Origin of the sequence: Rhodobacter sp. SY28-1 (genome assembly GCF_005222785.1) — a bacterium.
In the GTDB taxonomy this organism is placed as follows: Bacteria; Pseudomonadota; Alphaproteobacteria; order Rhodobacterales; family Rhodobacteraceae; genus Tabrizicola.
Genome location: NZ_STGH01000001.1, coordinates 1,309,626 through 1,327,879, shown reverse-complemented (window position 1 = coordinate 1,327,879; position 18,254 = coordinate 1,309,626). Strand labels below are relative to the sequence as shown.

General features: G+C 64.8%; 21 protein-coding genes. 8 read left to right on the top strand and 13 right to left on the bottom strand.

What is annotated here, in order from left to right:
- Window positions 1-206 precede the first annotated feature (206 nt).
- Genes E8M84_RS06515 through E8M84_RS06505 form a run of 3 tightly spaced genes read right to left on the bottom strand, consistent with a single transcriptional unit; the run spans window position 207 to window position 2,775 of the window.
- The gene (locus E8M84_RS06515) at window positions 207-986 is read right to left on the bottom strand and encodes an alpha/beta fold hydrolase (RefSeq protein ID WP_137110334.1); all 780 of its coding nucleotides are present in this window, start codon (window positions 984-986) and stop codon (window positions 207-209) included.
- Window positions 983-1,951 (bottom strand): threonine/serine dehydratase, encoded by a 969-nt coding sequence (locus E8M84_RS06510; RefSeq protein ID WP_137110333.1) that lies wholly within the window; start codon window positions 1,949-1,951, stop codon window positions 983-985. Before E8M84_RS06510 ends, E8M84_RS06515 begins: the two co-directional genes overlap by 4 nt.
- Window positions 1,948-2,775, bottom strand: coding sequence for an alpha/beta fold hydrolase (locus E8M84_RS06505; protein ID WP_137110332.1), 828 nt, complete (start codon window positions 2,773-2,775; stop codon window positions 1,948-1,950). The genes E8M84_RS06510 and E8M84_RS06505 overlap by 4 nt, the downstream gene beginning before the upstream one ends.
- 127 nt (window positions 2,776-2,902) lie before the next feature.
- Here E8M84_RS06505 and E8M84_RS06500 point away from each other — a divergent pair, with 127 nt between their 5' ends.
- The 4 genes from E8M84_RS06500 to E8M84_RS06485 all read left to right on the top strand — a co-directional run bounded on the left by E8M84_RS06500 (window position 2,903) and on the right by E8M84_RS06485 (window position 8,046).
- On the top strand, window positions 2,903-4,690 hold the full coding sequence (locus tag E8M84_RS06500) for an ABC transporter transmembrane domain-containing protein (protein ID WP_170971862.1): 1,788 nt from the start codon (window positions 2,903-2,905) through the stop codon (window positions 4,688-4,690).
- Window positions 4,691-4,740: 50 nt separating this feature from the next.
- The gene (locus tag E8M84_RS06495; protein ID WP_137110331.1) at window positions 4,741-5,346 is read left to right on the top strand and encodes a DJ-1/PfpI family protein; all 606 of its coding nucleotides are present in this window, start codon (window positions 4,741-4,743) and stop codon (window positions 5,344-5,346) included.
- Between the two features lie 177 nt (window positions 5,347-5,523).
- Entirely contained in the window at window positions 5,524-7,416 is a 1,893-nt protein-coding gene (locus tag E8M84_RS06490; RefSeq protein ID WP_137110330.1) for an acyl-CoA synthetase, read from the top strand.
- Between the two features lie 105 nt (window positions 7,417-7,521).
- Complete coding sequence (locus E8M84_RS06485; RefSeq protein WP_137110329.1) at window positions 7,522-8,046, top strand: hypothetical protein; 525 nt, start codon at window positions 7,522-7,524, stop codon at window positions 8,044-8,046.
- Window positions 8,047-8,049: 3 nt separating this feature from the next.
- On the opposite strand, the gene dtd is transcribed toward E8M84_RS06485, so the two are convergent.
- From dtd to E8M84_RS06465, 4 genes are read right to left on the bottom strand one after another with little or no spacing between them, the layout of a single operon-like run.
- Complete coding sequence (gene dtd, locus E8M84_RS06480; protein WP_137110328.1) at window positions 8,050-8,493, bottom strand: D-aminoacyl-tRNA deacylase; 444 nt, start codon at window positions 8,491-8,493, stop codon at window positions 8,050-8,052.
- Window positions 8,490-9,413, bottom strand: coding sequence for a carbohydrate kinase (locus E8M84_RS06475; protein ID WP_137110327.1), 924 nt, complete (start codon window positions 9,411-9,413; stop codon window positions 8,490-8,492). Before E8M84_RS06475 ends, dtd begins: the two co-directional genes overlap by 4 nt.
- Window positions 9,414-9,457: 44 nt before the next feature.
- Window positions 9,458-10,423: a phosphoribosylaminoimidazolesuccinocarboxamide synthase gene (locus E8M84_RS06470; protein ID WP_137110326.1), complete on the bottom strand. Its 966-nt coding sequence runs from the start codon at window positions 10,421-10,423 to the stop codon at window positions 9,458-9,460.
- A gap of 49 nt (window positions 10,424-10,472) precedes the next feature.
- Window positions 10,473-10,781: a hypothetical protein gene (locus E8M84_RS06465; protein ID WP_137110325.1), complete on the bottom strand. Its 309-nt coding sequence runs from the start codon at window positions 10,779-10,781 to the stop codon at window positions 10,473-10,475.
- Window positions 10,782-10,926: 145 nt separating this feature from the next.
- Between E8M84_RS06465 and E8M84_RS06460 the strand changes: the two genes are divergently transcribed.
- Genes E8M84_RS06460 through E8M84_RS06450 form a run of 3 tightly spaced genes read left to right on the top strand, consistent with a single transcriptional unit; the run spans window position 10,927 to window position 11,998 of the window.
- Window positions 10,927-11,403: a BrnA antitoxin family protein gene (locus E8M84_RS06460; protein WP_170971861.1), complete on the top strand. Its 477-nt coding sequence runs from the start codon at window positions 10,927-10,929 to the stop codon at window positions 11,401-11,403.
- Between the two features lie 59 nt (window positions 11,404-11,462).
- Window positions 11,463-11,738: a type II toxin-antitoxin system Phd/YefM family antitoxin gene (locus E8M84_RS06455; RefSeq protein WP_170971860.1), complete on the top strand. Its 276-nt coding sequence runs from the start codon at window positions 11,463-11,465 to the stop codon at window positions 11,736-11,738.
- Window positions 11,735-11,998 (top strand): type II toxin-antitoxin system RelE/ParE family toxin, encoded by a 264-nt coding sequence (locus tag E8M84_RS06450; protein ID WP_137110322.1) that lies wholly within the window; start codon window positions 11,735-11,737, stop codon window positions 11,996-11,998. The genes E8M84_RS06455 and E8M84_RS06450 overlap by 4 nt, the downstream gene beginning before the upstream one ends.
- A 23-nt stretch (window positions 11,999-12,021) precedes the next feature.
- Here E8M84_RS06450 and E8M84_RS06445 read toward each other — a convergent pair whose 3' ends face one another.
- The 3 genes from E8M84_RS06445 to E8M84_RS06435 all read right to left on the bottom strand — a co-directional run bounded on the left by E8M84_RS06445 (window position 12,022) and on the right by E8M84_RS06435 (window position 15,198).
- Entirely contained in the window at window positions 12,022-12,606 is a 585-nt protein-coding gene (locus E8M84_RS06445) for a DUF6308 family protein (protein WP_137110321.1), read from the bottom strand.
- 14 nt (window positions 12,607-12,620) lie between these two features.
- Window positions 12,621-14,420: a translation elongation factor 4 gene (gene lepA, locus E8M84_RS06440; RefSeq protein ID WP_137110320.1), complete on the bottom strand. Its 1,800-nt coding sequence runs from the start codon at window positions 14,418-14,420 to the stop codon at window positions 12,621-12,623.
- Window positions 14,421-14,547: 127 nt separating this feature from the next.
- Entirely contained in the window at window positions 14,548-15,198 is a 651-nt protein-coding gene (locus E8M84_RS06435; protein ID WP_137110319.1) for a pyridoxamine 5'-phosphate oxidase family protein, read from the bottom strand.
- Between the two features lie 237 nt (window positions 15,199-15,435).
- On the opposite strand from E8M84_RS06435, the gene E8M84_RS06430 reads away from it, so the two are divergent.
- A complete protein-coding gene (locus E8M84_RS06430; protein WP_137110318.1) occupies window positions 15,436-15,744 on the top strand; it encodes a hypothetical protein in 309 nt (102 codons plus the stop codon).
- Between the two features lie 257 nt (window positions 15,745-16,001).
- On the opposite strand, the gene rpmB is transcribed toward E8M84_RS06430, so the two are convergent.
- The 3 genes from rpmB to meaB form a co-directional block, all read right to left on the bottom strand.
- A complete protein-coding gene (gene rpmB, locus E8M84_RS06425) occupies window positions 16,002-16,289 on the bottom strand; it encodes a 50S ribosomal protein L28 (protein WP_137110317.1) in 288 nt (95 codons plus the stop codon).
- Window positions 16,290-16,443: 154 nt separating this feature from the next.
- Entirely contained in the window at window positions 16,444-17,241 is a 798-nt protein-coding gene (locus E8M84_RS06420; RefSeq protein ID WP_137110316.1) for an alpha/beta hydrolase, read from the bottom strand.
- Window positions 17,238-18,215, bottom strand: coding sequence for a methylmalonyl Co-A mutase-associated GTPase MeaB (gene meaB, locus E8M84_RS06415; RefSeq protein WP_137110315.1), 978 nt, complete (start codon window positions 18,213-18,215; stop codon window positions 17,238-17,240). The genes E8M84_RS06420 and meaB overlap by 4 nt, the downstream gene beginning before the upstream one ends.
- Window positions 18,216-18,254: the final 39 nt, after the last annotated feature.

Genomic DNA, 18,254 nt, shown 5'->3' with positions numbered 1-18,254 from the left:
CCCACGCCCCCGCGGAATATTTGTCGAAGAGAAAGCTAGGGAGGTCGGGGGCGCATCAACCCTTCATCTGCGACAGATCATGACGCGGATGGGATAGGGCCAACGACGGGTTTTTGTGCCTTTGGCAGACGTTGATGTTCGATCAGGTCAATTGAGATGACTTTGTTTGACGTAGAGCGAGCTTCTGACATGCCAAAACTTCAAATTCAGACATGCCCCTTCCGGATCAGGAAGCCGTGCAGCGGATCAAAGAAGCCGTCGGGGTCAGTCAGCATCGACAGATGGCTTCCGCCGCGGATCAGATGGAAGGTGGCGTCCGGCACCAGGTCGGCCAGTTCGCGTTGCAGGTCGGGCGGGGTCTTGCGATCTTCGGCACCTGCAAGGACCAGAGTCGGAAGGCGCAGCGTGGCGGTGGTCTGGTAGAAGTCCGCTGTCGAGACGGCTGCACCAAAGCCAGTCCAGCCGTCCAGGCGGGTGGTGGCGAGCATCGTCCGGACGGTGTCGAGCACCGACGACGTCCGCCATCTTGGGCCGCAAAGACCGGCACATTCGGCGTCCAAGTCGGCGCCGTGTTGGCGCAGGCGACCGAGCCGGGTCTCCCAGACCGAAGGATTGGCAAAGCGGGTTGCGGACCCTGTCAGGACCTGGGCACGGACAACGTCAAGGCGTTTGACGGCAAGCCCTTGCGCGATCAACCCGCCCTCGCCTGCCCCAAGCACGACCGCATCCTTCAGAGCGAAATGGTCGATCAGCCGTTCGACATCGCGGATCATCGCGCCTATCGCATAGGGTGGGGCAGGCGTGTCCGAGATGCCGTGGCCGCGCAGGTCAAGGCGCAGGACGCGGTGCCGGGACAGACCGGGCGCGATCCTGTCCCAGACCCGGGCATCAAGGCCGAGGCCGTGGATCAGGACCAGGGGTTGCGCGGTCAGGGGGCCGGTCAGTTCGGCGTTCAGCCGGAGGTCGTCCAGCCAGACCAGGCTCATCCGAACCGTCGCAGGGCTTCGCCGAAGACCTCGGGGGCGACATTGCCGCCCGAGGCGACGGCGATCACGGTGTCGGGCAGGTCGTCGCCAAACAGGGCAGCCGCAAGGGCGACCGCCCCACCAGGTTCCAGCACGATGCGCAGATGGGTGAAGGCCAGTGCCATCGCCTGCAGTGCCTGATCGTCGCTGACCACGGCCCCCGGCCCGGCGAGGCGCGACAGGATCGGAAAGGTCAGCTCGCCCGGAGACGGCGTGAGGATCGCGTCGCAGATCGATCCGGAAGCGGCCGCGTTGCGCTCTCGCTGACCGGAGGCGAGCGAGCGGGCCATGTCGTCGAAGCCCACGGGTTCGCAGGTCCGCACGCGCAGGCCCGGCGCACGGGCCGCAAGCGCAAGGGCGGTGCCGGAGGACAGCCCCCCGCCGCCACAGCAGACCAGCACTTCGGCGGTCGTGATCGCCGCCTCGGCCGCCTGCTCTGCAATTTCCAGCCCGACAGTGCCCTGCCCCGCGATCACCTGGGCATCGTCGTAGGGCTTTATCAAGGTCAGTCCGCGCGCCTGGGAAAGCCTTGCACCGATGGCATCACGATCCTCGGTCGCACGGTCGTAGAGCACCACCTCGGCGCCATAGGCCCTTGTGTTGTCGATCTTCACCTTCGGCGCGTCGGAGGGCATCAGGATCACGCAAGGCGCGCCGTGTTTCGCAGCGGCATAGGCCACGCCTTGCGCATGGTTGCCCGAGGAGAAGGCGATCACGCCCCGTGCGCGGGCGTCTGGCGTCAGCGCCGAAACGGCGGACCAGCCGCCGCGCGCCTTGAAGCTGCCGGTGATCTGGAGGCACTCGGCCTTGACCATGATGCGCCGACCTGCCAGCCGGTCGAGGAGCGGCGCATGGAGGAGCGGTGTGCGCCGGACGTGGCCCTGCATCCGGCGGGCGGCGGCTTCGATCAGCGTGATATCGGTCATGTGCAGCCTGCCAGAAAGCGGTGAATCAGGTCCAGGGCCTGCGGTTCATCAAGGAAAGGGATATGCGCGCGGTCGGGCACTTCGACAAAGGCCATGTCGGGGCGGCGCGCGCGCATCTGCGCTGCAGTAGCTTGGGTGAGGAGGTCGGAATTTGCGCCCCGGATCAGCGCCAGCGGCAGTCCGGCAAGCGCATCGAACAACGGCCAGAGGTCGACGGGTGGGCCGTCGAAGGCGGCAAGAAAGGCCTCGCGCAGGGTTGGGTCATAGTTGATGCGCAGCCCGTCGGGAGTCTCGATCGACAGGTGCCGTGCTTCCTCCAGCCAACGGGTCATCGGCACGCCCGCGAATCCTGGGCTGCGGGACAGGCGCTCGGCATAGTCCTGATGGGTGCGCCCGGCCGGGTTGCGACCGACGTAGTCGCTGATGCGGGACAGGCCCGTGCGGTCGATCTCGGGTCCAACATCGTTAAGGCAAAGGCCGATGAGCTGGTCGCGCGCCGTGGCGCCCAGGACCATGCCGATCAGCCCCCCGCGCGAGGTCCCAAGGATCGCCGCCCGCGCAAGGCCCAGGTGGTCGAGCAGGGCAAGGACGTCGCGCGCCTCTTGCGCGACGGTGTAGGTGGCCGCGCCGGTCCAGTCGCTGGCCCCCCTGCCCCGGTAGTCCATCCGGATCAGGCGGAGCGGCGGCAGGTGCGGCACCAGATAGTCGAAATCGGCCATCGTGCGGGTCAAGCCGGGCAGGCACAGTAGGGGCAGCCCCTGCCCTTCGTCGCGATAGGCAAGTCGGGCGCCGTCTTCGGCGGTGAAACGGTTGATCTCGGTCATGGGCGCACCGTGGCATGTGGCGCAGGCGGGGAAAAGGGGGCCTTGCGCCATTGGTCGCAGCCACGGGGCGCTTGTGGGGCAGGGCCTTGCAGACTACACCCGTGCCGGAATTGGGTGAGGCGGGTCTATGTCGGACAGCTCTGCGGTCGAGGATCGGCCGAAATCGAAACGGGTGGGTGCCCTGCGGGGGCTGGTGCCGTTTCTCTGGCCCTATCGTGCGCTTCTGGGCCTGGCGCTGCTGGCGCTGGTCCTGACCGCTTCGGTCAGCCTGATCCTGCCCCTGGCCGTGCGCCGGGTGGTGGACGGGTTCAATGATGCCAATGCCGCGCTTCTGGATCAGTATTTCGTGGCTGCACTGGTCATTGCCGGGCTTTTGGCCGTGGGGACGGGCCTGCGCTACTATCTGGTAACCCGGTTGGGCGAGCGGGTAGTGGCCGACATCCGCCGGGCGCTGTTCGACCGCGTGTTGGGCATGTCGCCCGCCTTTTTCGAACGCATCCTGACCGGCGAGGTTCTCAGCCGGATCACCACCGACACGACGCTGATCCTGTCTGTGATCGGCTCGTCGGTTTCCGTGGCGCTGCGCAATGTGCTGATCCTGCTGGGCGGGCTGGTGCTGTTGTTCCTGACCTCGGCCAAGCTGACCGGGCTGGTGCTGCTGATCGTGCCTGCGATCATCGTGCCTATCGTGGTGCTGGGTCGCAGGTTGCGGGCGCTGTCGCGGGAAAACCAGGACTGGATCGCGGCCTCTTCGGGCTCGGCCTCCGAGGCGCTGACCTCGGTGCAAACGGTGCAGGCCTTTACCCATGAGGGCGCGACGCGCGGGCAGTTTGCCGAGGTGACGGAGAAGAGTTTCACTTCGGCCAAGGCGCGGATCAAGACGCGCGCGGTGATGACGGTGATCGTGATCTTCCTGACCTTTGCCGGGATTGTCGGCGTGCTCTGGGTCGGCGCGCGGGATGTGCGGGCGGACCAGATGTCCGTGGGCGCGCTGATCCAGTTCGTGATCTATGCGGTAATGGTGGCGGGGGCCGTGGGTGCGCTGTCGGAAATCTGGGGCGAGTTGCAGCGGGCCGCCGGGGCGACCGAGCGTCTGGTGGAACTGCTGGGGACCGAGGATTCGGTGCAGGACCCGCTGCGTCCTGTGCCCCTGCCCCGCCCGGTGCGCGGCGAGATTGCTTTCGAGGAGGTTACCTTCCGCTATCCGGCGCGGCCCGAAGCAAGCGCGCTGAACGGGGTCAGCCTGCATGTGAAACCCGGCGAGACGGTAGCTTTGGTCGGGCCTTCGGGGGCCGGCAAGACCACGATCCTGCAACTGCTGATGCGCTTTTACGACCCGCAGGCGGGGCGGATCACGCTGGACGGGATCGCACTGACGGACCTCGCGCGGGGCGATTTCCGCAAGGCCATCGCGCTGGTGCCGCAGGACCCGGTGATCTTCGCCACCTCAGCGCGCGAGAACATCCGCTTCGGCCGGCTGGACGCCACCGATGCCGAGGTCGAGGCCGCCGCCAAGGCCGCCGCCGCGCATGACTTCCTGACCGCCTTGCCGCAGGGCTATGACAGCTATCTGGGCGAGCGGGGCGTGATGCTGTCGGGCGGGCAAAAGCAGCGGGTGGCGATTGCCCGCGCCATTCTGCGCGACGCGCCGATCCTGCTGCTGGACGAGGCGACCAGTGCGCTCGACGCCGAAAGCGAGCGGCTGGTCCAGGCGGCGGTTGAGAAACTGGCCGAGGGGCGGACAACTCTGGTCGTGGCGCACAGGCTGGCGACTGTGAAACGCGCCGACCGGATCGTGGTCTTCGATCAGGGCCGGATCGTCGCGCAGGGCACGCATGACGCGCTGGTGGCCGAGGGCGGGCTTTATGCGCGGCTGGCGCGGCTGCAGTTCACCGAAGGGGCTCTCTCAAGCTAGTCGTAAAGGGCCGACGATGGTATTCTGTGGCTGACCGTGGAGGTGGCCGAATGAGAACTGTCGGAGCCCTCGTCTATCCCAATTTCGAGCTTCTGGACCTCTTCGGCCCGCTGGAGTTCTTCGGCTGGAACGCCGACGCCTTCAGGATCGCGATTGTCGCACCCGAGAAGGGACCGGTGCCCAGCAACATGGGCCCGGCAACAGTCGCAGACCTCTCGCTGTCGGAAGCGGACCATTTCGACGTTCTGCTTGTGCCTGGTGGCTGGGGACGCAGCATCCCGGTCGACACCGACCGTATTGTCCCTTGGCTTGGACTGGCAGCATCCCGGTCCACGCATGTCCTGTCCGTGTGCACCGGAAGTGCGCTGCTGGCCCTGACCGGCTTTCTTGACGGGCGGCGCGCGACGACGAACAAGGCGCTGTTCTCGTGGGTGGAGGAGAAGCGGCCAGAGGTCGACTGGCAGCCAAAGGCGCGCTGGGTGCGGGATGGCACGCTTTACACTTCGTCCGGGGTCTCGGCCGGTATGGACATGTCGCTTGCCGCCATTGCCGACATGATCGGCCTCGAGGCTGCAAAAGGCATCGCGAGGGGCGCCGAGTATCAGTGGCATCAGGACCCGGACGACGATCCATTTGCGGCGTCCGCGCTGGTGTAACCGAAAGCTCCATGTCGGCGACTTTGCCTGTCGCCACGGAAGGACCCGGGCTCACATCCTGTCTGACGTAGCGTCCTGCGGCCCGGGTCCGGACAATCCGACTTCACAAACCCGTTTCCCACCCCCATGTTCAGGAAAAGCCTGCGGCAACAGCGGGCGGACCAAGGGGAGGAACCGATGACCAATTTCGCCACCGCGGCGGACCTTCGCGCCATTGAAGCAGAAATGCCCTGGGCAGATCGGGGTCAAGCCCGGTCGATCTATGAGTATCTGGGCCGGGCCAAGACTGCCCATGGCGCGCGACCGGCGGTCAGCTATCAGCTCCTCTCCGGCCCCGAAACCAAGCGCATCACCCTGACCTGGGCCGAGTTGCATGCGCAGGTCACGCAGGCGGCGAACCTGTTCCGGTCCCTGGGCGTCGGCGAGAAGGACGTGGTCGCCTTCGTCCTTCCAAACGCGATGGACACGGTCGTGACCCTGCTGGGCGGGATGGTTGCGGGGATCGTCAACCCGATCAACCCGCTTCTGGAACCGGAAAAGATCAGCGCCATCCTGCGCGAGACGAATGCCAAGGTTGTCGTCACGCTGAAGGCCTTCCCCAAGACCGATCTGGCGCAGAAGGTCAGCGAGGCGGTGCAGTTCGCGCCGAACGTCAAGACGTTGCTTGAGGTTGACCTTGTGCCCTACCTTTCGGGGCTGAAGAAGGTCATCGTCCCCTGGATCCGGCCGAAGAACCCGCCCCAGCACACGGCCAACGTCAAGGATTTCCGGGTCGAGCTGTCCCGGATGCCCGCCGACAAGCTGACCTTTGCCGACCGCACCGAAGACCACGTCGCCGCCTATTTCCACACCGGCGGGACCACGGGGATGCCCAAGGTCGCGCAGCACAAGGCCAGCGGCATGATCTACAACGGCTGGCTGGGCACGACGCTGTTGTTCAAGCCCACAGACGTGGTGATGTGCCCCCTGCCTCTGTTCCACGTCTTTGCCTGTTATCCGATCCTGATGTCGATGATCGGCTCGGGCGCGCATGTCGTGTTCCCCACGCCGCAGGGCTATCGCGGCGAGGGCGTGTTCGACAACTTCTGGAAGCTGATCGAACGCTACAAGGTGACCTATATGATCACCGTGCCGACGGCGCTGGCAGCCCTGATGCAGCGCCCGGTCAATGCCGACATCTCCAGCCTGAAGAACGCCTTCTCGGGCTCCTCCCCCCTGCCGGTCGAGCTTTACAACCGGTTCAAGAAGGAAACCGGGATCGAGATCATCGAGGGTTACGGTCTGACCGAAGCCACCTGCCTTGTGTCGATCAACCCGCCGGACGGGGTGAAGAAGATCGGCTCGGTCGGGTTGATGTTCCCCTATACCCAGGTCCGCATCCTGACCAGTCAGGGTGCCATCGGCTTCCGGGAATGCGACGTGGACGAGGTGGGAGAAATCTGCATCTCGAACCCCGGGGTCTATGAAGGCTCGACCTACACCGAGGCCGACAAGAACAAGGAACTGTTCGCTGACGGCCGCTTCCTGCGCACTGGCGACCTGGGACGGATCGACGCGGACGGCTACCTGTTCATCACCGGCCGCGCCAAGGACCTGATCATCCGCGGCGGCCACAACATCGACCCGGCGATCATCGAAGAGGCCCTAATGGGGCACGAGGCGGTGGGCTTCGTCGGCGCCATCGGCCAGCCGGATGCCCATGCGGGCGAATTGCCCTGCGCCTATGTTGAACTGGTGAAAGGTTCGTCGGCGACGGTGGAAGACCTGATGACCTATGTCTCAACGCACATCCACGAACGCGCTGCCGTACCCAAGCACCTGGAAATCCTGCCGGAATTGCCGAAAACGGCCGTGGGCAAGGTCTTCAAGCCTGACCTGCGCTGCCTGGCCATCACCCGCACCTACGATGCAGCCCTGGCCGAAGCGGGCGTGCCCGCGAAGGTTTCTGCCGTCATTGAGGACAAGAAGCGTGGTCTGGTCGCACAGATCTCGAAGTCGGGCGCGGTCGACGATGCCGCGGTGCAGTCGGTGCTTGGCCAGTTCTCGAACCCATGGGAGTGGGCAGCCTGATCCGCAACCGTCCCAAAATCGCCATCTGGATGACAATAATTTTCATTTGATAGCATCGTCGCCATCCGGCGATAAGAATTAAGGAATAGGTGAAGGGACCTGGCGATGAAATCGGGATTGATGGTGGTTGCGGGGCTGATTGCGGCGGCGGCTGGGATGGCGTCTGCGCAGGAATCGGAAGTGCTGTTTGCGCACAAACACTGGCAGGTTTCGATCGTCGGCTGGGATGACGGCTCGGTCGGCTGCGTGGCCGAGGTGAAAGCCCCGGGCGAAAGCTTCTCGATCTGGACCTTCCCGGATGGCGCGGTGCAGTTGCAGTTTTACTCGACCGCCTGGGAGTTCGGCGAAGGCCAGACTGCCGACCTGGGTGTACAGATCGACCGCCGCGCTCCGTGGAGCCTGACCGGGGCCGAGCTGTACCAGAATTCGGTGCTGTTCTACCTGCCCGACAGTAATGCGGGCGTGGACTTCATTGCAGAGGTGGCACGCGGCAATCGGCTGTATCTGCGCGATGACGACGGGTCGGACGTCCAGAACTACTCGCTTGCCGGGTCCAGCGCGTCGATTTCCGCGCTGATCGACTGTGGCGATGTCATCACCAAGAAGACGCCGGGCAACCCGTTCAACTAGGGCTTACAGGTCGTCGGTGTCCATCCAGATGGTCACCGGCCCGTCATTCACCAGGCTGACGGCCATGTCGGCCCCGAACTGGCCGTTGGCAACCGGAACGCTTTCCTTTTCAAGCGCTTGACTGAAGTGGCGATACAGCCGCTCGCCCTCTGCTGGGGGCGCGGCTGTAGAAAAGCCGGGCCGATTGCCGCGCAGGTCGGCGGCAAGGGTGAACTGGCTGACCACAAGCGCACTGCCGCCGATGTCGCGGACCGACAGGTTCATCTTGCCCTGATCGTCCTTGAACACCCGCAACTTGGCGACCTTGGCCGCAAGCTTCTCGGCCTGCGCCTCGGTATCCCCGCCCATCGCGCAGACCAGGATCAGGAAGCCCTTCCCCGTTTCGCCGATCAGGGCGCCATCGACGTGAACGCGGGCCTCGGTGACCCGCTGGAGAACCGCTCTCACAGCTCGTGCGCCCAGGGCGGGTTGGCCCCGGCCCGGCTGACAGTGACCGCTGCCGCCCGGGTGCCGAGGGACAGGGCCGCCGTCAGCGCTGCGTCTGACAGGCTTGCGACCCCCGCCTTGGTCAAAGCCCCCGCCTGATGCAACGCCGCCAGCACTCCGGCATTGAACGTGTCGCCCGCGCCGACAGTGTCGACCACGGCAACCTTTTGCGCGGCCACGAAGATATCCTGGCTGGCCGTCACCGCGCGTGCCCCTTTTGCGCCTTCGGTGATGAAGACGACCTTGGGCCCCTTAGCCAGAATCCCACGTGCCAGCGCCGTGAGATCCCCCTGCCCTTCCAGCCAGTGCAGGTCCTCATCCGACAGCTTGACGATGTCGGCCCGCGCGATCATCCGCTCGATCCGCGCGCGGTATTCTGCCTCTTTTCCGGCGATGAACCCGGGGCGGATGTTGGGGTCGACCATGGTGACCCGCGTGGCGCTCTCGCGGGCCTGCAGCGCCTCATAGGTGCTGGCGGCGGGGTCGTTGACCAGGCTGATTCCGCCCAGGAAGAAAGTGGTGATATCAGCGGGGAGTGCGGGCAGGTCTGCCGTAGAAAGCATCCGTCCCGCAGTCGCCTCGTCGTAGAAGGCATAGGTTGCCTGCCCGTTCACCAGCTTTACGAAGGCAACCGTCGTCGGCCGGTCGGACCGCGCGAGATACTGCGTATCAACCTTTGAAGCGATAAGGGTATCGGCCAGGATTTCCCCAAGCATATCGTTTGACACCCCCGAAAAGAACGCCGACGGCGCGCCGAGTCTTCCCAGGGCAATCGCTGTGTTGAAGACGGCACCTCCGGCATAGGGGGCAAAGCAGGGTTCGCCCAGCGTCGAGGTTCGGGGGAGCATGTCGATCAGGGCTTCGCCGCAGCTGAGAATCATGTCTTGTCCCCCCCTTTTGTCGGAGTACTGTTAGCGCAAACAGGTCAGGCGGTGAAGAACGGCGTTAGTTTGGTTCGGATGCGGTCCAGGGGCGTATCCCCGGAGGTGTCCGGAATGAAGGGCTGGCAGGTGATTTTTTCGAAGGCTTCAATGTAGACCTTCGCGGTTTTTTCGATCATTTCCAAGGGGATCTCTGGGACCGGGTCCTTGTAGGGGTCGCAGCGCGCGACGACCCAGGAGCGGATGACGTCCTTGTCGAAACTGGGGGGTCTCGTGCCGGTTTTCAGGGCGTTTTCATAGCCTTCCGCGATCCAGTAGCGGCTGGAATCGGGGGTGTGGATTTCGTCGGCGAGGAGGATGTTGCCCTCGGCGTCGGTGCCGAACTCGTATTTGGTGTCTACAAGGGTAAGTCCTTGTTTTTGTGCCATTTCCTGGCCTCTGGCGAACAATGCCAGGGCTTTGGCGCTGACTTCGTCCCATTGGGCTCTGGTTAACAGGCCAGTCGAGATGATCTCGGTCGCCGTCAGGGGCTCATCATGGCCGCCGTCAAAGGCCTTCGAGGTGGGGGTGATGATGGCCTGCGGCAGGGCCTGGTTGTCCCGCAGTCCGTCCGGCAGGGTGTGGCCGTACATCGTCCGCGCGCCGGTCTTGTACTGGGTCAGGATCGAGGTCGAGGTCGTGCCCGCAAGGTAGCCACGGACGACGATTTCGACCGGCAGGATGGTGACGCGCTGGCAGTGGACCACGTTCGGATCGGGGTAGCCGAGGACGTGGTTCGCAGCGATGTCGCCGGTGTGGTCGAACCAGTAGCGGGCGAGTTGGGTCAGGACCTGACCCTTCCAGGGGATTACCGCAAGTATCTGATCAAACGCGGAAATCCGGTCCGAGGAGATCAGGAGGCGCGTGCCGTCGGGCAAGTCATAGCAGTCGCGGACCTTGCCGAAATAGGGGTTCGGAAGCTCCGGGATACGGGCATACGGCAGGGTGCGGGAAAGGTCGATCTGGCGCATGGCAGGCCCCCGTTGCGGTGCCTGCTTCTTGGGGGTTTTGCCAGATGAGTCAAGGCTGCTTTGGGCAGTCGAGGCTACCCCGCATCTCGCCACTGTCGCCTTGCAGCGTGCTTTCCCGCAGCTTGCAGCCGGTCACGCGGGGGATGAGTTCGATCATCGTGGCTCGGATTTCCTGATGCTCCCCCCGGCGTGCGTAGCCGAGGCGGATGACCTCTACCCGCTCCCCCTTTTGGAACACCGTATAGTCCCGCCCGTTAAGGTTAACGTCGGTACGGGTCGCGCCCATGAATTCGGGGGCGGGGGAGGCTCCGCAGGCTGTCAGAAAGACGAGTGGGATCAGTGGGATGAGGTGTTTCATGGCCGCAAGGATGGCAGAGGTTGGTTAACTGGGGGTTAAGCGTCTGGCATCCGTCGGGCATATGTCGGCTTTGCGTCGGGCGGGGCGCTGGCGACGGCGGGCGTTAACCTTTGGGTGGTTTGGTGGGGACAAAGGAGCCTTGGACATGCCCGACCTGAAAAAGCAGACGCCCCGGCAGCGGGCGCAGATGAGTTACATGATGGACGTGATGCGACGCCTGGAGTGGGACCTGCATAACTCCATCGAGATGACAGGCCGCATCCCGGCGGAGTGGCACGAGATCGCGCAGAAGCGGCCGGCTAGCGGGAAGGAGAAGGTGACGCTGCGGCTGGAGGCGGATGTGCTGAAGTTCTTCCGGTCGATGGGGCCGGACTATGGGCCGCGGATCAATGACGTGTTGAAAAGCTACATGCACGCCCGGCTGGCGGGGGTGATCCGGGGGGCGGAGACGATCTCCCATTACCGGAACCGTGGGGCCTATGAGGGACCGAAGCCGGGGTTCGAGGGGGAGGAGGGGAAGCCGGTGCAGGCGGAGCGGGTGATGATGCAGGAGGTGCTGCAGCGGAGGTATGCGGAGGAGGGTGCGCCGGAGCCGGAGGCGTTGCAGCCGTGGGTGCGGTGAGGTTGATTTTTGTACGAATATGACGTATGTTACGTTTCGTACAGAATGGGGGGGCGGTGATGATCGAAGTCACGGTATCGGAAGCGCGGGAGCGGCTGGCGGACCTGCTGGGGCAGGTCGAGCATGGGCATGAACAGGTGACGATCACCCGGCACGGCAAAGCAGTGGCGGCGATTGTGACGATGGAGGATCTTGCGTTCATGGAGAGCGCCGAGGATGCGTTCTGGCGCAAGCAGCTGGACGAGGAACGCGCGCGCCCGGATTATGACCCGAACGAGCGGTATTCGGCGGAGGAGGTCTTCGCCGATTTGGCCAAGGGTCACGCCGCCGAATGACGCTCTGGACGGTGGAGTTCGACCGGCGGGGGAAGAAGGACTTCCTCGCCATCAAGGACATGCGCCTGGCGCGGCGGATACAGGCGGCGATCTACGCCTTGGCCGATGACCCGAGGCCGCCGGGGTGCCGCAAGCTGGAAGGCCGGGAGAACGAGTGGCGAATCCGGGTCGGGACCTGGCGGGTGATCTACCAGATCGAGGAGGACCGGGTGGTGGTGCTGATCGTGAGGGTCGCGCCGAGGGGTGAGGTCTATTGGTAGTGGGTGGTGGGTTGGTACCCACCCTACGCTTGCTGCCCTCGATGCCGCATACGAGATTCGGAGAAGATCAGAAACTCTAGTGCTCGCAGTGGGCTAATCTCATAACCAAACTGAATCTTGATCCGACTGATGGTTTGGGAAGTGCTTTCTTCCGACAAAGGAAGCAAGTCACGCATAGCCATCATGTAGGCGATGTATCGCGAAGAAGATTCGTACTGATCACGGCGAGCCCATCCGAATGCCCTCGCAATATGACTATCCCAGATTGGGAAGCAATCAGGATTCAGAAAGTGCAAGAACTTGCTGCTTCCGACCCAGCTATTATTTACTGGGGGTATTGCAAAGTCTCGCACAACCGAAGCGGCCGAGCCGATGTCTTTGGACTGCCGAACTAGTTCCACTTGCTCATTGGAAATTTCCAACGACCGAAGAATCGTTGGCATCCAGCCATATACCGCCAAGGCCAGAGACATTGCCTCGTCGGCATTTGAAATTGACGCCCCCAAAAGCCTAAGTGATCTATATTGCGGAAGATAGTTCTCAGACGAATGAATGAACTTCTCGATTTCAAGCTCAGAGAAGGAGACTTTAGGCAATTCGATCGTCATGAGTTGGCCACCCCTCACCCATCCATCTTCAACGCCGAGATGAAGGCCTCCTGCGGGATCTCCACCTTCCCGAACTGGCGCATCTTCTTCTTGCCGGCCTTTTGCTTCTCCAGAAGCTTCTTCTTCCGGGTCGCGTCGCCGCCGTAGCACTTGGCGGTCACGTCCTTGCGCATGGCGGACAGGGTTTCACGCGCGATCACGCGGCCGCCGATGGCTGCCTGGATCGGGATCTTGAACATGTGGCGGGGGATCAGGTCTTTCAGTTTCTCGACCATCGAACGCCCGCGGGCCTCGGCCCGGTCGCGGTGGACCATCATCGACAGGGCGTCGACGGGTTCGTCGTTCACAAGGATCGACATTTTCACGAGGTTGTCCTCGCGATATTCGCTGATCTGGTAGTCGAAGCTGGCGTAGCCCTTGGTCACCGATTTCAGGCGGTCGTAGAAGTCGAAGACCACTTCGGCGAGCGGCAGGTCGTATTCGACCATCGCCCGTGTCCCCGCGTAGGTGAGGTTCGACTGGATGCCGCGGCGGTCCTGGCAGAGTTTCAGGATGTCACCGAGGTATTCGTCGGGGACCATGATCGTGGCCTTGATCCGCGGCTCCTCGATATGGTCGACGTAGGTGAGGTCGGGCATGTCGGCGGGGTTGTGGAGGTCGCGGACCTCGCCGTCCTTCATGTGGAGCTTGAAGACCACGGACGGCGCGGTGGTGATGAGGTCGAGGTCGTATTCGCGCTCCAGCCGGTCGCGGACGACTTCGAGGTGGAGAAGGCCGAGGAAGCCCATGCGGAAGCCGAAGCCGAGGGCCGCGGAGGTCTCCATCTCATAGGTGAAGGAGGCGTCGTTGAGGGCGAGTTTCTCGATGGCGTCGCGCAGGGCTTCGAAGTCGTTGGCGTCGACGGGGAAGAGGCCGCAGAAGACGACGGGGACCGAGGGTTTGAAGCCGGGGAGAGGGGCGTCGCAGGGTTTCTTTTCGTGGGTGATCGTGTCGCCGACCTTGGTGTCGCGGACCTGCTTGATGGATGCCGTGAAGACGCCGATTTCGCCCGGGCCGAGTTCAGGGATGTCGACCATCTGGGGTTTCAGGACGGCCAGCTTGTCGATGCCGTAGACCGCGCCGGTCTGCATCATCTTGATGCGGTCGCCCTTTTTGACGACGCCGTCGATGATGCGGATCATGACGACGACGCCGAGGTAGGCGTCGTACCAGCTGTCGACGAGCATGGCCTTGAGGGGCGCGTTGCGGTCGCCCTTGGGGGCGGGGAGGCGGTGGACGATGGCCTCGAGCACATCGGGGATGCCGAGGCCGGTCTTCGCGCTGATCGGGATGGCGTCGGAGGCGTCGAGGCCGATCACGTCCTCGATGTTCTGCTTGACGCGCTCGGGTTCGGCAGCGGGGAGGTCGATCTTGTTCAGGACGGGGACGATCTCGTGGCCTGCGTCGAGGGCCTGGTAGACGTTGGCGAGGGTCTGGGCTTCCACGCCTTGGGAGGCGTCGACCACCAGCAGCGAACCCTCGACGGCGCGCATGGAGCGGGAGACCTCGTAGGCGAAGTCGACGTGGCCGGGGGTGTCGATCAGGTTCAGGATATAGGTCTTGCCATCCTTGGCCGGGTATTCGATCCGGACGGTGTTGGCCTTGATGGTGATCCCGCGTTCGCGTTCGATATCCATCGAGTCCAGGAGCTGGGCCTGCATGTCGCGTTCGGCGACCGTGCCCGTCGACTGGATCAGCCGGTCGGCCAGGGTGGATTTGCCGTGGTCGATATGCGCCACGATGGAGAAATTGCGGATGCGGTCGAGCGTGATCATGGGGGCGCATATAGCCTGCCCTGCAAGGCCGCGAAAGGGGGGCTCCTCGTTCGACTTCGTCTCCTCGTCGCGGGGGCGGCACCCGGGCGAGGAGGGACGAAGTCGTCGACGCGCAATGCGGACGGGATCAGCCGATGCGATAGGCCCTTGCGTGGTCGGGCACGGGCAGGCCGGGAGCAAGGTCGGGGGCGGGTTCGGGTGGGCCCACGGCCAGTCGGATGGGCAGGACACCGGCCCAGACCGGCCAGGCCTGGTCCTGCGGCAGGTCGATGGGCGGGCCGGCGGAAACCTTCGCCGAAGCCTCGGTCAGGGGCAGCGAGAGGATGCGGGTGGCCTTGAGTTCCTGATCGGTGATGGGGCGCAGCTGATCCCAGCGGCCGGGAAACATCTGCTCCATCATGCTGCGCAAATGGTCGGTCTTGGCCGCGGCACTCTCGACCAGTTCCGCCTGACCGAACACCATGACCGAGCGGTAGTTGACCGAGTGTTCGAGGCCGGAGCGGGCAAGGACCATGCCGTCGAGAAGCGTGACGGTCACGCAGACTTGCCGATCCGTCGCCCGCTTCTGCATCCGGCTGGCCGAGGAGCCATGCCAGTAGATCCGGTCGCCTTCGCGCCATTGCAGCGTCGGCGTGACCACGGGAAAGCCGTCCACGATATGGCCGACATGGGCGACCGGCATGGCGTCGAGGATTGCGTCGATCACGGCCCGGTCGTAGCTGGCCTTGTCGTGCAGGCGGCGGGCCTTGGTGCGCGGGCTGGGGGGCGGATGGGGCATGCGTTTCACGTTCCTGTGTCCGAGGGCAAGGGACAGCCCGCACGGAAGGTGCTGCCACTGCATCTTGTAGCAGCCTCGACCTCGGGCCGCGAGGGGTTGCGGAAATCCGCCAACCTGGCGCAAGCCCCTGTCATAGCTTGAAAAAATCATTTGGACTTGGCATCATGGCAGGTACAAAATGACCGGCGGCGGTCAGGGGATGACCCGCTCCGTGCCCGGCGAATGAGGCAGAGTGACATGAAATCCATCGCGCTTTTGGCCGCCGCTGCGGCCTTTCTACCGGCACTGTCCAGCATCGCGGCAGCGGGTCCGATCGAGCGGGCCTGCATGGCGTCGGACCGGGGTGGCAACCGCAGCTTGTGCGGCTGCATCCAGCAGGCGGCGGACATGACGCTGTCGGGCGGCGATCAGAAGCGGGCGGCGAAGTTCTTCAAGGACCCGGAGGCCGCCCATTCCACCTGGGTCTCGCAGTCGAAATCCGACGATGCCTTCTGGGAGCGCTACAAGAGCTTTGGCCAGACCGCCGAGGCCTATTGCGCCGGCTGATCCCCTGACCGGGCGGTGGGCGGGTCGCCCACCCTACCCGGATGCTGAGTCTGCACGGCGGGACAGTTCGCAGACAAGAGCGTCGTCAGTGACATTTGGATCGTTCGGCACCGCGCGTTCTTCGAAGAACGCGCACCCGAGCTTGTTAAGGCTCCAGTCCGGACTTTTCGAAAACTCCGGTCGTGTTGCAGAACGATAACGAGAAAGGCCCCGCCTTCAAACCGAAGGCGGGGCCTTTTCACGGCAATCGCGAAGGATCAGGCGGCAGCCTGGGCCTTGGCGATGTCCTTCTTGATCTTCAGCGCGGCGGCCGACAGTTCGTCGTCCTTGGCCTTGGCCAGATAGGCGTCAAGCCCGCCACGGTGGTCGACCGAGCGCAGGGCCGCAGCGGTGACGCGCAGCTTGAACGACTGGCCGAGCACGTCGGAGATCAGCGTGACCTCGTTCAGGTTCGGGAGGAACCGGCGACGGGTCTTGTTGTTGGCGTGGCTGATGTTGTTGCCAGACATCGGCCCCTTGCCGGTGAGTTCGCAGACGCGCGACATTGCGGTGTTCCTTCGATTCGTCAAAAGCGGGGGAAGGCGGGGAATCCCAGCCCTCGAATTCGATTGGGGGCGTGTAAGGGGAATCCCCGGCGGCGTCAAGCACCGACGGGCGGGGGTCGCCACACGGCAAGGTAAGGTGGGCGGATCGCCCACCCTACCATTGCGCGGGATCGGCAAGCGCCTCGGTCCGGTCCATGGCCTGGGCGGCAAGGGCCGTGCGGCCGCATCGCAAAAGCCGGTCTGCCCGTTCGCTCCAGTAGTGGGCAGAGGTGCGGCGCAGACTGCGATGCAGGAGCACCACGTCGCTTGCTGCAAGCCGCGACGACAGGCTGAGCCGTTGCAAGGCGGGGAAGCCGCCTGCCTTGCCGATGGCCGCGGTGCCGGGGTGGCCGCCGAAGGATAGCCTGGCGGGTTGGATGCCGGGCAGAAGGGCCATGATCCGCTCGGCATGCAGCCGGTCGAGCCGGTGGGTCGGGTCGAAGGCCATGACGCCCGTCAGGTCCGGGCGGGCATGGGCTGACAGGTCGCCCGCCACCGGGTCGAAGCGGGCTGCCTGAGGGTAGCGGTCTTCCCCGGGCAGGTGGAGCGAGACCTGCGGCGAGACAATGAGGACCTGATTGAGGCGGAGGGATTTCGAGAAGCGCAGCGCGGCGTAACCGCCCATGGAAAAGCCGAGGGCGCGCGCGGTCAGGAAGCGGGCGCGAAGCGTCCTCAGGGCGGCCTCAAGCGCCGGGGTTTCGGCGTTCAGGAACCAGTCGTTCCAGCGGCTCTGGACGTGCAGATGCGCAAGGCCCGCCGACAGGGCGCGCTGGACCGGCCCCCGGGTGTCGAACTGGCCGGGCTCGGGGTCCCATTGTCGGAAGGTGACGTAAAGCGCGCTGGTGGGGCGGTCCGGCAGCCAGAGACGGGCCCGGAGGAGGTCACCGTCGAAGATGCACTCGCCTTCGGTCACCCGGCGCGGCCGAGGAGGCGCAGCATTTCAGCGGCGGCAGCTTCGGGGGCAAGGTCACCGGCAGCGACGCGGTCGCCGAGGCTGGTCATCAGGCCCTTCTGCGGTTCGCGGGTGAGCGCGGACAGAAGGCCATCGCGGACTTCGGCCTCGAACCAGTGGCGGGCCTGGGCAGCGCGGGTGCGGTCCCAGTGGCCGTGTTCCTTGCGCCAGGCGATCAGGGTCTGCATATCGGCCCAGGCCTGGGTCAGGCCTTCATTGGCCAGCGCCGAAACGGGGAGCGCCCTGGGAAAGCCCTTGGGGTCCTGCGGGCGTCTCCGCAGCAGGTGGAGCGCCCCGGTGTAATCAGCCACGGTGCGCATCGCGGCGGGTTTCAGGTCGCCGTCGGCCTTGTTCACCAGGATCAGGTCGGCCATCTCCATGATGCCACGTTTCACGCCTTGCAGCTCGTCCCCGCCAGCGGGGGCGAGGAGGAGGAGGAAGAGGTCGGAAAGTTCCGCCACCACGGTTTCGGACTGGCCGACGCCCACGGTTTCGATCAGGACGACGTCGAAACCTGCGGCTTCGCAGAGCGCCACGGCCTCGCGGGTGCGGCGTGCGACGCCGCCGAGCTGGGACTGGCTGGGCGAAGGGCGGATGAAGGCGTTCGGATCTCGCGACAGCCGTTCCATCCGCGTCTTGTCGCCAAGGATCGAGCCGCCGGAGCGGGCGGAGGAGGGGTCGACGGCAAGGACGGCGACCTTCAGCCCCTGCCCGGTCAGCATCAGGCCAAAAGCCTCGATGAAGGTGGACTTGCCGACGCCGGGCGTGCCTGACAGGCCGATGCGCAGGGCCTGAGGTCCGTCGCGCAACGCAGTCAGCAGCGCCAGAGCCTCGGCCCGGTGATCGGGACGGGCGCTTTCGACCAGCGTGATGGCGCGGGCCAGCGCGCGGCGGTCGCCCTGGCGGATCAGCTTGGCGCGTTCGGTGGTGTCCATGCCGGTGTTGTGCCGGATCGGGGCAGACTTGGCGAGAGG